This window comes from Thermanaerothrix sp. (genome assembly GCF_056331585.1).
The window spans coordinates 26,299-40,087 of the sequence record NZ_JBWGPQ010000016.1; the positions used below are offsets into that span (position 1 = coordinate 26,299).

Genomic DNA, 13,789 nt, shown 5'->3' on the forward strand with positions numbered 1-13,789 from the left:
GAAGTTTTTGCGCCCGCAGTGTTTTCGGGGCCTAATTCAAGTATATCTTAAAGTTGGTCATCTGAATGCGATAAGGCGCGTGCTAAAGTAAGGCCGTAAACAGAATGGGCACCCGCGTTTAGCAAGGCTTCTGCACATGCGCTCATTGTTGCGCCAGTGGTGACAACATCGTCTACTAATAGAATGCTGCGACCTGATACAAATCTGGAATGGGCGAAGAAGGCATCTTTGACATTCTCCTGGCGTTCATTTGCGGAACGCCCTACCTGAGAAGGCGTTTCGCGATGTTTGATAAGTGCACGTGAAATTAAGGGTTTATGAATAATCAGCGCTAATGGGAAGGCCAGAATTTCAGCCTGGTTATAGCCGCGCTGACGTCGGCGATTGGGGCTGAGGGGCACGGGAATAATGAGATCAATATTCCAATTTTGTGCTGCGAGTACCTGAATCAATGCTGGAGCAAAGTAGTCACCTAGGGCTAAGTTGCGATGGTATTTTAGCCCGTGGATCGCTTTACGCAATGGTCCCTGATATATCGCCCATGAGCGGATTGGGGGAATTGGCACGGAGGTTTCCCGACATGCAGGGCATATCGTATCTGAAAATGGATCAGTGGGGGCATAAGGGATACCGCACCAAGAACAAACCTGATTAAGGTCAATGGTTTTAATTTGTTCGCGGCACTCAGGACAAAGACGATATCCTGAGGTACCGCACCCCACACACACGGGTGGGAAAACCCAATCTATTACGCTCCAAAACGCGCGGGATAGGGTAAGAGTTATAGGAAATGATAGGCTTTCTGTTTTCAAAATTGATTCGCTTAGCGGAAGATGCCGGCCAAAGCGGAATGCATTAAACGCAAAGCCGCGGGGGTAAGTAGCACGATCATTAGTGATGGAAAGATTAATAGAGCCATTGGGATAAGCATTTTCAATGGGGCTTTGTGCGCTTCTTCCTCTGCGCGTTGTCGGCGTCGGATTCGCATTTGCTCGGACTGAATGCGTAGAACTTTTGCCAGACTTACACCTAACATTTCACTTTGTATCACGGCGGCAACGAACGAAGTCATCTCAGGAATTCCGATACGCTCAGCCATGGTACGCAGAGCTTCTCGGCGTGTTTTTCCTAATTGAATTTCCTGAATGGCGCGGGCAAACGCTAGTGAGAGTTCGCTTTGCCATTTTTCGCTCACTTTTTGCATAGCAGCATCGAATCCTAATCCGGCTTCTACACAGATGGTCAAGAGGTCTAATGCGTCAGGCATAGCCTTGCGAATCTCGCGTTGTCGGCGAGAGATACGGCTGGAGAGCAGCATGATAGGGAAAACAAAACCCAATAGGGCAAAGACAAAAGAGAAGAGGAGAGCAGTTCCAAGCGGTTGGCGGTTGGGTCCGAGCGTGAAGAGAAGAAATATCAAACCGCCAAACACAACGGCAAGCAGCCCTTGAGATACTAGGATGAGACCACCATCCCAAAAGCCGGTAACGCCAGCCAATTCTAGACGCTTATTGTAATTTTGAATAATATTAGCGGGTGTAAAGCGGGACGCAAACTCGCCTAATTTTCGCGCAAGAGGGAAGATAACGCGTTCTGTGAAAGGTTGAGAGAGTTCTAGTTTGCGCAAATCTACCGGTTCTCCGGTGCGGCTGAACTCTTCAAGGCGGGCTTGGAGAGCGCGTTCGCTGGCTAATTCGGGGTTACGTAACCCAATGACCGTTAAGATGATGACACCCACAATAATAAACACAAACAGCGCAATCACCAAACCCATACTTCACCTCCGAGATCGATCACACCTCGATGTTCCCTAATTTGTTCATTACGAAATAACCTGTAACGATTAGAAAAAGGGCTACTCCAAGTGCGATCAATCCACAAGGGAAATTTTCGGCTTTAAAGAATTCCATAATATAAGGGCGATTTATCAAATAAAGAACGGCGATCAGAATAATGGGTAGCAATGCAAGAAATCGCCCCGAATACATTACCTGAGTGGTTAAAACTCGAATCTCACCTTTTATGCGAACACGTTCGCGAATAGTGAATGAGATAGAGTCTAAGATTTCGGCTAAATTACCTCCAACTTCTCGCTGAACGTTCATAGCTGTGATCACTAGATCTAAATCGTCGCTAGGAATGCGTTGAAGCAGGTTATTCAATGCGCGATCCATCGGAACGCCTAACTGAATCTCTTGGACGACGCGTCGAAACTCGTCTGAAATAGGGCTGGGCATTTCGCGACTAACTGACTCCATGGCTTGAAGGGTGGAAAAACCTGCGCGTAAACCGTTTACCATGAGATTTAACATATCCGGAAGTTGTTCGTTGAATTTGATCAGTCGCTTACGCTGTTGTGTCTTAACATAGAACCGAGGAATCTGACTACCAATTATGGCGCCAAGAATCGCCATAACAATCGAGCGATCACCAATATTCCAGAAAATTAACCCCATAAGAGCAGTGCAGACTATGATGATCAGGATATATTCCCCGGATTTAAGTTTGAGATCCGCGCGAGCCAGTTCGCGTGAGAGACGGTCTCCATAGGATGTGCGTTCAACTTGGCGATTTAGCCAATCAACCAAAGGGCGTGTTCTTTCTTTCTCGCTCAGGGGTTGGACGCGTTGAAGTTCCACATAGCGCCCTAAGCGCTGCTCAACCAGTGCACGTTCACTGGTGATTGAAACAACAATTCCTATGAGCAAGAGGAGAAATGCTAGCCCTCCCCCGATCATCAAAACTACAAGTGGCTCGATCATAGTTCCTTATCCTAAAACCGAATGATCATTTCTACCGGCGCCGTTCCATCATTCCAAAAATCGAGGGTGGCAGGTGGATCCCGGCAGATTCAATCTTTTCCATAAACTTTGGACGTAAGCCAGTTGGGCGTAAACGTCCTATAACCTTACCGTTTTCGTAACCGGTTTGCTCGAAGACAAAGAGATCAGTCATGGTGATCACTTCGCCTTCCATACCCGTAATTTCGGAGATGCTTACCACTTTGCGTGTACCATCGCGCATGCGTTCTTGATGGATAACCAAATCAATTGCTGACGCAATTTGCTCACGAATAGCTCGACTGGGAAGATCCATACCGGCCATCATGGTCATCGTTTCAATGCGCGCCAAGGTATCACGTGGGCTGTTGGAGTGACAGGTGGTCATAGAGCCATCATGACCGGTGTTCATTGCTTGTAACATATCCAAGGCGGCTTCGTCGCGAATCTCACCTACGATAATGCGATCAGGTCGCATACGGAGAGCGTTAATCACCAATTGCCGAATGGTGATCTCACCACGTCCTTCGATATTGGGCGGTCTTGACTCAAGAGTAACAACATGCTCCTGGCGCAATTGCAATTCGGCTGCGTTCTCAATAGTGATAATCCGTTCATCGGGGGGAATAAAGCCAGAGAGAACATTGAGTAGAGTGGTTTTACCAGAACCGGTACCTCCTGAGATCACGATATTAATTCGTGCTTTGACACATGCATCTAAAAATTGGATCGCCTCGGGAGTTATAGAGCCGAATTGAATAAGTTGATCAACGGTGATAGGATTGCGGGCAAACTTGCGGATGGTTATAACTGGCCCAACCAGAGAGATGGGGGGAATAACGATGTTGACCCGCGAGCCATCGGGAAGGCGGGCATCTACGTAGGGTGAGGACTCATCCACCCGCCGCCCAAGTGGTGCAACGATACGTTCAATAATGCGCATCACATGATCGTTGTTCTCAAAGGAGAGTGGAACACGCTGGATCTTTCCACGTCGCTCAACATAGATGTTACGTGCCCCGTTTACCATGATTTCTGTAATAGTATCATCCTCAAGGAGGGGTTGAAGCGGGCCAAATCCCAATATCTCCGCAACAATCTGCTCGTACATTCTAGCGCGCTCTGGGCGCGAGAGGACAATATTTTCTTCATTCAGAATTTGTTCGAATAATTCCTGAATTGTCCGCCGCACCTCAGTGACTTTGGTAACGTCCATAGAAGGATCAAGCGTGGAGAGAAGTTTAGCCTGAACCCGGCTTTTTAAGTCTTGATAGGTATCGGTTCCCGTGGGTTGCACGGGAGTAGGGACTCGTTTGACAGGGGTAGAGGGGGAACGCAACACCCCCGCTCCACCATCTTGGTGATTATTGGGCGTTGAGGCTTCACCAGATAAACGCTTTAATAGAGACATGGCTTATACTCCCCATTTTTTACCAACAGTTTCACGCTCTTGGGATGTCTCGTGCTGTGCAATTTTGCGTGGAATGAGCTCGGCTAAACTTAGGATGGCTTTTGAGAGAGCACTTGACCGGTCTTCTAACACGAAGGGTCGTCCTTTCAGGATGGATTGAATAACGGTACGTTCATCAAGGGGGATGACAACCTCTACGGGGTGTTTGAGGCTGTTATTAATTCTTTCGGCGTCGAGATTTATCCGTTTATCGTATCGGTTGAGAATCAGGATAATGCGATCTCGCTGAATGTTTGAAGCGTCCGCTAAAGTGAGAAACAGACTAACGTTCTTGAGTGAGGGCAACTCTTGAGTCGTAATCAGCACGATGTAATCAGCGGTATCTAGAATTGCCTGGGTCGTGTCGCTAAGGTAGGAGGATGTATCTACTATCACAAAGCGATACAGGGTGGTCAAGAATTGAAGCAGTGTGGCAAATTGCTCTCCATTTACCTGGAGGGCCATCTCCGGTTTGGAAGGAGCCACCAAAATAGAGAGCTTGGTCTCACGGTGGGTAACAACAACGCCTTCAACCACCTCAGCATCTAGTTCATTGGCGCGAATGGCTAGATCTACGACGCTGTTCTTGCCACGCTCATTAAGAATAACGGCAATATCTCCAAATTGAAGATCTCCATCTACTAATATGGACTTATGGCCTTGAATCTGAAAGGCAATTGCGAGGTTCGTCGCAAGGATCGTTTTACCAGTCCCCCCTTTTGGTCCGTAGATGGCGATGATTTTCCCCTTTGAAGTACCGCCAAGCCCACTGCTACTTGTTCCACTTTCTGTTCCGGTTAAGATAGTGCTACGTTTTTCTTCCAACGCCATAGCCCCGGCGCGTTTTACCGCCGCTATTAACTCGTCAATATCTGGTGGCTTAGAGAGAAAATCGCGCGCACCGGCCAGCATGGCGCGCCGCATATATCCGGGGTCATTTTGCACCGAGAGAATCACCACTTGGGTATATGGAACTTTTCGGCGAATGGCTTCTGTGGCTGTAATGCCGTCCATGTCTGGCATGTTGATGTCCATAATCACTACATCGGGGCGGCTTTCATAAACCAATTCGATAGCTTCTTGACCATTTCTAGCCACTCCGACGATTTCGACACTGGGTTCGAGCTGAAGCGCGCGCCGAATCGTTTCCCTTGTTTCTAGGATATCGTCGACGATAATAACTTTGATCTTATCAGTGCTTGCCATGAATGCTCCTAAATAGAGCGCCAATTTAGAGTTGCTTTATGGCATTGGTGTAGGGGTGGCCTGGCTTTGCAATTGAGGAAATTCTAAATGGTCCACCCGTGGCTCAACTGCATAAGGCAATTTGGCCGGCAGGGGGATATTTTTCTGGTCCATCAGATATTGAAGGGTTACTGCATCGGTGACAATCGGCTTGGTGTCGGTTGGGTTGCGGAGGGCCAGATTGATCTTGATCCCTTCTAACATCATAAAATTCAAAATCACAGCATCCTCGGGGCTGACGACGAGGGTCACAACACTGGGAGCTGTTGTGGTAGTTGTCGTTGAAGCGGTTTCTCCAGGTTGAGGGGTTGGGGCGGGTTGCTGGGCGACGCTTGAGGCCTCTTGAGAAAACATTCCCATCCTTAGCACAACAGCATCTTGAATTATGGTTTGGCAGACTAAGCGGGGGCGTTGTGGTTCAGATGGAACGGCATAGAGTGGTTGATTAAGGGTGGGATCAAATTCCGCGCGTCCTTGGTCGGTTAAAACAGCACTGTCTAGGAAGCCAGGGGTTAACGACTCGGGTTCATTAACCAACCCCGGCTTAATGACCTGAGGAAGCTTGTTGGGGAGTTTAGATTGAAATTGTTGATCCACATCTACTAGCAACATACATCCAATGACCATAACGTGGTCGCCAGGTTGAAGGGCGTAAGAAACTGATGTGAGGCTTGAGATGGGTACGGATAGTGCAACATATTCTTTGGGTATATCAAACGAGACCACCGAGCCGGCGCCGGGTTCCAAGAGGACACCAGGGGTAAGGGGGATGCCTCGTTCTAAGTCATATTTAGCACGTTTACCGTAAACGGATTGAAGATCGGTGATGAAAGTGCCGGCAACAAGTTTATCGCGTGGATAAGGGATCGTCGTTACTGCGCCTTCGACGATCTCTGATCCTCGCGCAATGAATTGTGTGGTCACAACAATATCTACAAGGTCTTGGGGGGCTTGAGTAGGTAAGGGTTGAGCCTGCCCTGACAAGCCACCTTGCATTTGAAGCCACAGGTATGCGGCTCCGACCAATAAAAGAAGAATGAGTGCCACTATAATAATTAAGAGACCACCTCGCCTACTTCGACCGGCCATCTTTTATTACCTCCCAATTCTTGAAAAGTGAGGGGCTGAGAAGATACAACGATACATAGATAACACTATTATAAGGCAAAAGGAATAGAAAAGTATCTCTTCAAAATTGTTAGTTCATTGTCGTTATTCACGAAATAGACCCTGCTTGGCAGGGTCTATTTCGTGTTCGTGCAACGAGTGGCGGTGTATTTAGATGCTCTGCATAATTTTGCTGAAGACGTTACCGATGGCGGGGCCGAGGAGAGCAAGGACGACAATAACAACGACTGCAACCAGAACAAGGATCAATGCGTATTCGACCAGACCCTGGCCCTTCTCTTTAGGTGCAAACAACATTGCGGTTCACCTCCTTTCGGTTTATGAATGGTCTTGACTATATTATATAAATTTGCTCCTTAAAAACAAAGGGGGTGACTTTACAGAATGCTTACAAAGTTATCTGCAGAACACATCCCTCTATAGGCCTGCCCAGTTGTTTTTCTTGTGCCTGTTATTATGTGGAGATTCTGCTGAAACTTGATGGTTTTTAGATGCTCTGCATAATTTGGCTGAAGACGTTACCGATGGCGGGGCCGAGGAGAGCAAGGACGACAATAACAACGACTGCAACCAGAACAAGGATCAATGCGTATTCGACCAGACCCTGGCCCTTCTCTTTAGGTGCAAACAATATCGCGGTTCACCTCCTTTCGCGAAAAGTGAACATGTGGAGTACTATAAATACTACAAATAAGGTCACCTGTTGCAAATTTTTAGAGCATAATTCTGAAAATCTGGAAAGTTTTTAAATAAAAGCAATTGTCTCTCCAATCTTTTAGACCTATAATCAAAATGATAATGAAGTCCTATGAGTGAGATCAAGGCAAAGGAGGCCAGATGAGTGATATTTATGATCGCGTTAAGGGTGATCAAAACATTTTCAACCAATTGTTGAGCCGTATTCCGGGTTTCTCCGGTTATGTAGAACGGGCTCAACGCAGAGTGGCTGATAAGATGCTGCGCGAGGCCCTTGCAAACCGCTTCGAAGCGCTGTGGCAACGGGTCTCTGCTGTTCAGCGGGCGTTGTTAGGGGAGGGAGAATTGGAACTGGTGGACGATATTGAGCAGGCCTCATTGAAACTTCGCCAATTCATTGATCGGCTCAAAACAGCGGCCTATGGCTATACCGGGTTCTTCGATGCGGTGCGCATTCGCCCCGAGGACTTGGAACGGGTATACACCTATGATTTGGCGTTGGTGAACTTGGAGGACGAGGTTGCGCGTGCACTTGATCATGTTGAGGCATCTATTGGCGGCGAGGGATTGGGGGCAGCTGTGCGTCATCTTATCGCTGTGGCACAATCGTGTCTGGATGCTTTTGAGAAACGGACCGAAGTTTTGATGGGGATTTCCCCTGCAACATCGGAATCCACCCAATAGGTTCATCCAATTGCTTAAAAGAACGCAAGAAGGAGAAATCAGATGGCAAGAATATTTGATGTCGTTGAATATCCCAGCGAAATGGTGGATGAAATCGTGCATCGATTTCCGGAAGAAGGGGTGGCTGATCTGCGCATAGGATCACAGGTCATTGTGCGCGAATCACAACGCGCAGTGTTCTTCCGTGATGGGCGGGCTTTGGACTCCTTCGGTCCAGGGCGGCATACGATAACCACCGCAAACATCCCTTTGCTAATTGATTTCCTGGGGAAGGCGTTTAATAACCGCACCCCGTTCACCGCTGAGGTCTATTTTGTTTCCATGCGTGAATTTGTGGATCGAAAGTGGGGCACACCCCAACCGATTCTAGTGCGCAATCCGGGCATGGGGTTGGGGGTGGCGCTTCTTCAGGGGTTTGGTACCTACTCATTCCAGGTAAGAGATGCTCAGCAGTTTATAACCCAAGTCGTAGGGGCACAGAAGGTTTATCGCATGTCGGATATTGAGGATCGTTTGCGCGCGATTCTTCTCTCTAAATTGCAGGATTTGCTGGGCGAAACTGCGGCTAAACGTCCGGTTACCGATTTAATCGGATTAACCGAGGAGATTGGTGCCGGCGTTAGGGCCAAGGCTCAAGATGATTTTTCTGCCCTGGGTCTAACCCTCAAGACATTTTATATTGCTAATCTGAAACCCTCTGAAAAGTCGGCAGAAGATTTACGAGCAATGGGAGTGTTGGACCTGCAAACTTACACGCAATTACAGGCTGCAGATGCCCTGCGGGATGCCGCACAAAACCCAAGTGGTGGCGCGGGGTTAACAGCCGGCATTGGAGCCGGAGTGGGTTTGGGTAATGTGATTTCACAATCCCTTCAGGGCGCCGGAAAAAGCAGTGGAGAGGGGGGGAAGGCTACCGGGATCCCCGAAGTGATGACCCCAGCAGAGGCGGCAACGATACTGCGCGTCTCGGAAGAGGATGTTTTGGCTGCGATTCAGTCGGGAGAACTAAAGGCGAAAAAGATCGGTAATGCCTATCGGATCAGCCGCCAGGCCTTGGAAGATTTTCTCAAAGGGTGATTGGTTGCCTTCTGAGTCTATAAGATATAACCTGGCAATGCGTTTTTTTTTGCCGGGCTAATTAGCATTTGGGAAAGATGAGGATATAATGGGCTCGTCAATTCATGCTTAATGGGGTCAATGGATCTATGAATCTACACGAGTATCAATCCAAGCAGATCTTTGCACGCTTTGGCATTCCTATTCCCAGAGGTAAAGTCGCGCTGAACTCAACTGAGGTCAAGCATATTGCTGAGGAATTGGGTGGAAAGGTAGTCATTAAATCCCAGGTATTGATAGGAGGACGGGGTAAAGCAGGTGGAATTCGATTGGCGCGATCCCCGGAAGAGGCGGAGGAACTGGCGACGCTGATTTTGGGGATGGAGATCAAGGGTTTACCAGTGCGCAAAGTATTGGTTGATGAGGCGGTAAGTATTGAACGCGAACTTTATCTAGGAATCACGAACGACCGAACAAGGCGGTGCCCGATCATGATGGCTTCGGCGGAGGGAGGGGTGGATATCGAAGAAATTGCCCGCCGTTCTCCAGAAAAAATAATTAAGGTGCACATTGACCCTTTAATCGGATTACGCGATTACCAATCTCGCGACATTGCCGTAGCCATGGATCTGCCGCGGGAGTATTGGAAGACCTTTAGCGGAATTGCGGAGGGTTTATGGCGAGTGTATACCGCTCATGATGCAACCCTGGTGGAGATCAACCCTTTAGTCATTACTGCAGATAAGCGCATGTTAGCCTTGGACGGGAAGATGAGCATCGATGATAATGCGCTTTTCCGCCATCCCGACTTGGCTGAGATGCGTGACCCTGATGTAGAGGCGCCAGCAGAAGTTGAAGCCCGTAAATACGGCCTTTCTTATATCAAACTTGAAGGGGAGATTGGGTGCATGGTCAATGGCGCTGGCCTAGCCATGGCAACCATGGATATCATCAAACTACATGGGGGAGAGCCGGCCAATTTTTTGGATATAGGCGGAGGGGCTGGTGCGGATAAAGTGGCAGCGGCATTGCGTATTATCCTTTCAGATCCAAAGGTTAAGGTAGTGCTCATCAATATTTTTGGTGGAATTACCCGTTGTGACGAAGTAGCACGAGGTATCCTGAGTGCTTTATCAGAGGTCAAGCCAGGGGTACCCATGGTGATACGTTTAGTCGGTACCAATGCAGAAGAAGGGCGCAGGATGCTCGCAGATGCCCGTATGATCACTGCGGAAACCTTGGTGGAAGCCGCCCAAAAAGCCGTAGCCGTTAGCAAAGGAGATTTGATTTATGAGCATCTTGATTAACCGAAAATCTCGGGTTTTGGTCCAAGGCATTACAGGGCATGAGGGGTCCTTTCATACTCAGCAAATGTTTTCTTATGGAACGAATGTGGTGGCAGGAGTTACGCCGGGTAAAGGTGGGGAGTGGGTGTTAGATGGCAAAATTCCCGTATTTGACTCGGTCAAAGTCGCCGTAGAGGCAACAGGAGCCGATGTAAGCGTGATTTTTGTACCGGCTCGCTTTGCGCCAGATGCCATTTTTGAAGCAGCTGATGCTGGGATCGGCCTTATTTTCTGCATTACCGAGGGCATTCCAATCCAAGATATGATGCGTGTAACACGCTATTTGGAGCAAAAACAGGTGTGTTTGATTGGACCGAATTGCCCTGGTGCACTGACTCCGGGTGAATCCAAAGTGGGGATTATTCCCGGTAATATTGCATTACCGGGAAGCGTAGGGGTGGTTTCGCGTTCGGGTACATTGACCTACGAAGTGCTCTATGCTTTGAAAATGAAAGGTGTGGGGGTGAGCACGTGTGTGGGTATCGGCGGTGATCCTGTGCGTGGGACGGATTTTATTGATATTTTGTCATTGTTTGAAGCCGACCCTTACACGGAAGCGATAGTGTTAATTGGGGAAATTGGGGGCAACGATGAGGAACGCGCCGCGGAGTATATCGCCCGCCATGTTACTAAGCCTGTGATAGGGTTTGTTGCTGGTCGCACTGCCCCGCCCGGTAAGCGCATGGGACATGCAGGAGCGATTATCGAAGGCGGATCAGGTACAGCGGATCGAAAAATTGCTGCGTTAGAGGCAGCGGGAGTACGTATCACCCAACATCCCGAACAGGTGGCCGAGTTGGTTGCGCCTTATTTAGGAAAATAATGTGATCTTTGGGATGAAGGAGGCTAGGCACGGAAGAAATGGTTCTGCTTCCGTGCCATTTTGCTTATTGCTTTTTGTGAGTCTCGATATAACGCACGGCATCGGCCACGGTCTTGATTTGCCGTGCATCTTCATCCGAGATGGCCAAATCGAACTTTTGGCTGAGACCATCAATTAGGAAGAATTGGTCCATGGAATCGGCTTTGAGGTCTTCGATGATGCGCGTCTCGGGAGTGATTTCGCTGGGATCAATTTTCAATACATCAGCGATCACCGCTTTGACCTCTTCAAATACATCGCTCATTGCAACCTCCCGGGTCTCTAAGGTTGCAGTAATTGTAATTCGGGATTAGAAGGTGTCAAGATAATTGTCCCTACCTCCTACCCCAATAAAAAGGGAGGGAGAACCTGGTCTGGATGTACAATCTTTGCCTAAGCGGGATGTGTTCCCTACCCCCTTTCCTTTGGTATACTCAAACACACACTCTCTGGTAGGTGAATATGCAGGGACATGATCCTGAATTACAACCCCGAAAAACTGACCATATACGGATCAACCTTGAAAAGGATGTCCAATCGGGCTTGAACAATGGTTTGGATGCCTATACGTTTGAGCATTTGGCCTTGCCCGAACTGGATTTTGAAACTATAGACTTAAGAAGCGAATTTTTGGGGAAACCTCTGGGGGCACCGCTCTTAATCTCATCCATGACTGGAGGCACCTCCGAAGCCGAGGTGATAAATTTGCGCCTGGCTGAGGTAGCGGAACGTTTCGGTTTGGCGATGGGCGTGGGCTCCCAAAGAACAGCGTTTCAGCATCCTGAGAGTGTCGAGACTTTTCGGGTTCGGCGTGTTGCGCCTTCCATTCTCTTGTTTGCCAATTTGGGTGCGGTGCAACTTAATTATGGTTTCACTTCCGAGGATTGCCGCAGGGCGGTTGAGATGATTGAGGCGGATGCCTTGATTTTGCACCTTAATCCGCTTCAGGAGGCACTCCAGCTAGAGGGCAACACGCGGTTTAGCGGCCTGTTAAAAAAGATAGAGATCGTCTGTAAGGAAGTAGGGGTACCAGTGGTGGTGAAAGAGGTGGGATGGGGTATCTCTGCCCGGGTAGCTCGGCGCCTGGCTGATGTTGGCGTGGCGGCGATTGATGTTGCGGGGGCTGGGGGAACCTCGTGGTCGCAGGTTGAGATGTACCGCATGTCAGACGAGCGACGCGCCCGGGTGGCAGCCTTGTTTCGTGATTGGGGCATTCCCACAGCCCAGGCTTTGACCATGGTGCGCAATGTTGTGCCCGAACTTCCTTTGATCGCTTCAGGTGGCATTCGTCACGGACTCGATGTGGCAAAATGTATTGCATTGGGCGCTTCTCTGGTTGGCATGGCGGGCCCTTTCCTAAAGGCAGCAGCGCATTCCTTGGATGAGTTAATGGGCTTGGTGGAAGAAATCCTGCTGGCATTACGTATCGCGATGTTTGGGGTTGGGGCGTCCACGATTTCAGCCCTTCGTTCTACACCTCTGATCAAAAAAGGGTTTTCATGATGAGTACATTTACACCCTTCTTCTCACGCTATCGTCCCCAGTTAGAGGCTTTGTTACAAGAGATCCTAGATTATCCAATCCTAAAAGACTATCCTGGTATGGCGGCGATATTACGCTATCACATGGGATGGGAAGGAGAAGGTGCGGGTCAGGCGGCACAGGGAAAACGCCTCCGTCCCATGTTGTTGCTCTTGGTAACCGAGGCGGTGGGTGGGGATTGGGAAAAGGCTCTACCAGCGGCGGCAGCGGTTGAACTGCTACATAACTTTTCCCTCATCCATGATGATATTGAAGATCGAAGTCCCATGCGGCGTGGTCGCGCGACAGTTTGGGCCCGATGGGGTGAGGCGCAAGCCATCAATGCCGGTGATGCCATGTTTGCAGCAGCCTTTATGGCCTTGTCCAGATTACAACAAATTCTAAGCCCAAACGAGTATTTTCGTTCCCAAGCCCTGTTTATTGAAACCTGCTTGCGACTAACCGGGGGACAGCATCTTGATATTGCCTTTGAACAGGATCGCGAAATCTCATTTGAACACTATTGGACCATGATTGCCGGAAAGACGGCGGCGTTGATCCAAACATGTGCTCATTTAGGCGCGCTGATTGGAGGTGCGGAAGAATCCGTGCAACATGCCTTTGCAAGTTATGGAAATGCTTTGGGCTTGTGTTTCCAGGTTGTGGATGATTGGCTGGGAATTTGGGGCAGTGCGGCACTGACCGGAAAGTCCACTGAGAGCGATTTGGTGAGCGGGAAAAAGACTCTTCCGGTTGTGTTGGGCTTGGCTCGTAATGGGCGCTTTGCTCAGCGCTGGCGAGAAGGACAAATTCAACCCCATGAAGCCTCTGTACTGGCTCAATGGTTAATTGAAGAAGGTGTTCAACATCAAACGGAACTCGAAGCCGATAGACTTACTCATGAAGCTTTGAAATGGCTGGAAAGAACTGAGTTAGAGAACGAGGTTATGGTTGCCCTGAGGGAGTTGACACATTCTTTGCTGAGTCGTCAGCAATAATACTTTTTAGATCGTAAAATGTA

General features: G+C 48.9%; 15 protein-coding genes and 1 pseudogene. 6 read left to right on the forward strand and 10 right to left on the reverse strand.

Going from position 1 to position 13,789, the window contains the following annotated elements; translation table 11 throughout:
* Positions 1 to 47: 47 nt before the first annotated feature.
* From AC01YT_RS07400 to AC01YT_RS07440, 9 genes and pseudogenes are all read right to left on the reverse strand, one after another.
* The gene (locus AC01YT_RS07400) at positions 48 to 566 is read right to left on the reverse strand and encodes a ComF family protein (RefSeq protein ID WP_476674181.1); all 519 of its coding nucleotides are present in this window, start codon (positions 564 to 566) and stop codon (positions 48 to 50) included.
* A 21-nt stretch (positions 567 to 587) separates the two neighbouring features.
* Positions 588 to 812, reverse strand: a pseudogene (locus AC01YT_RS07405) (double zinc ribbon domain-containing protein); the annotation flags it as partial.
* Between the two features lie 11 nt (positions 813 to 823).
* On the reverse strand, positions 824 to 1,774 hold the full coding sequence (locus AC01YT_RS07410; RefSeq protein ID WP_315623314.1) for a type II secretion system F family protein: 951 nt from the start codon (positions 1,772 to 1,774) through the stop codon (positions 824 to 826).
* 19 nt (positions 1,775 to 1,793) lie between these two features.
* Positions 1,794 to 2,762, reverse strand: coding sequence for a type II secretion system F family protein (locus AC01YT_RS07415; RefSeq protein WP_476674131.1), 969 nt, complete (start codon positions 2,760 to 2,762; stop codon positions 1,794 to 1,796).
* A 31-nt stretch (positions 2,763 to 2,793) separates the two neighbouring features.
* Entirely contained in the window at positions 2,794 to 4,191 is a 1,398-nt protein-coding gene (locus AC01YT_RS07420; RefSeq protein ID WP_476674133.1) for a CpaF family protein, read from the reverse strand.
* Between the two features lie 3 nt (positions 4,192 to 4,194).
* Positions 4,195 to 5,436 (reverse strand): CpaE/TadZ family protein, encoded by a 1,242-nt coding sequence (locus AC01YT_RS07425; RefSeq protein WP_476674135.1) that lies wholly within the window; start codon positions 5,434 to 5,436, stop codon positions 4,195 to 4,197.
* Positions 5,437 to 5,472: 36 nt separating this feature from the next.
* The gene (cpaB, locus tag AC01YT_RS07430; protein WP_476674137.1) at positions 5,473 to 6,564 is read right to left on the reverse strand and encodes a Flp pilus assembly protein CpaB; all 1,092 of its coding nucleotides are present in this window, start codon (positions 6,562 to 6,564) and stop codon (positions 5,473 to 5,475) included.
* Positions 6,565 to 6,753: 189 nt separating this feature from the next.
* Positions 6,754 to 6,900, reverse strand: coding sequence for a Flp family type IVb pilin (locus tag AC01YT_RS07435; RefSeq protein WP_476674139.1), 147 nt, complete (start codon positions 6,898 to 6,900; stop codon positions 6,754 to 6,756).
* A 190-nt stretch (positions 6,901 to 7,090) separates the two neighbouring features.
* Complete coding sequence (locus AC01YT_RS07440) at positions 7,091 to 7,237, reverse strand: Flp family type IVb pilin (protein WP_476674183.1); 147 nt, start codon at positions 7,235 to 7,237, stop codon at positions 7,091 to 7,093.
* Between the two features lie 203 nt (positions 7,238 to 7,440).
* Between AC01YT_RS07440 and AC01YT_RS07445 the strand changes: the two genes are divergently transcribed.
* The 4 genes from AC01YT_RS07445 (at position 7,441) to sucD (ending at position 11,208) form a co-directional block, all read left to right on the forward strand.
* Positions 7,441 to 7,983 (forward strand): hypothetical protein, encoded by a 543-nt coding sequence (locus AC01YT_RS07445; protein ID WP_476674141.1) that lies wholly within the window; start codon positions 7,441 to 7,443, stop codon positions 7,981 to 7,983.
* 42 nt (positions 7,984 to 8,025) lie between these two features.
* Positions 8,026 to 9,060 (forward strand): SPFH domain-containing protein, encoded by a 1,035-nt coding sequence (locus AC01YT_RS07450; protein WP_476674143.1) that lies wholly within the window; start codon positions 8,026 to 8,028, stop codon positions 9,058 to 9,060.
* Between the two features lie 128 nt (positions 9,061 to 9,188).
* On the forward strand, positions 9,189 to 10,346 hold the full coding sequence (gene sucC / locus AC01YT_RS07455) for an ADP-forming succinate--CoA ligase subunit beta (RefSeq protein ID WP_476674144.1): 1,158 nt from the start codon (positions 9,189 to 9,191) through the stop codon (positions 10,344 to 10,346).
* The gene (gene sucD, locus AC01YT_RS07460; protein ID WP_476674145.1) at positions 10,330 to 11,208 is read left to right on the forward strand and encodes a succinate--CoA ligase subunit alpha; all 879 of its coding nucleotides are present in this window, start codon (positions 10,330 to 10,332) and stop codon (positions 11,206 to 11,208) included. Before sucC ends, sucD begins: the two co-directional genes overlap by 17 nt.
* A 64-nt stretch (positions 11,209 to 11,272) precedes the next feature.
* Here the strand turns inward: sucD and acpP are convergent, their stop codons facing one another.
* Entirely contained in the window at positions 11,273 to 11,512 is a 240-nt protein-coding gene (gene acpP, locus AC01YT_RS07465) for an acyl carrier protein (protein WP_315623332.1), read from the reverse strand.
* Positions 11,513 to 11,709: 197 nt separating this feature from the next.
* Between acpP and fni the strand changes: the two genes are divergently transcribed.
* Together fni and AC01YT_RS07475 are read left to right on the forward strand one after the other, a co-directional pair.
* Positions 11,710 to 12,750 (forward strand): type 2 isopentenyl-diphosphate Delta-isomerase, encoded by a 1,041-nt coding sequence (fni, locus tag AC01YT_RS07470; protein WP_476674146.1) that lies wholly within the window; start codon positions 11,710 to 11,712, stop codon positions 12,748 to 12,750.
* On the forward strand, positions 12,747 to 13,766 hold the full coding sequence (locus AC01YT_RS07475; RefSeq protein ID WP_476674147.1) for a polyprenyl synthetase family protein: 1,020 nt from the start codon (positions 12,747 to 12,749) through the stop codon (positions 13,764 to 13,766). The genes fni and AC01YT_RS07475 overlap by 4 nt, the downstream gene beginning before the upstream one ends.
* Positions 13,767 to 13,789 lie beyond the last annotated feature (23 nt).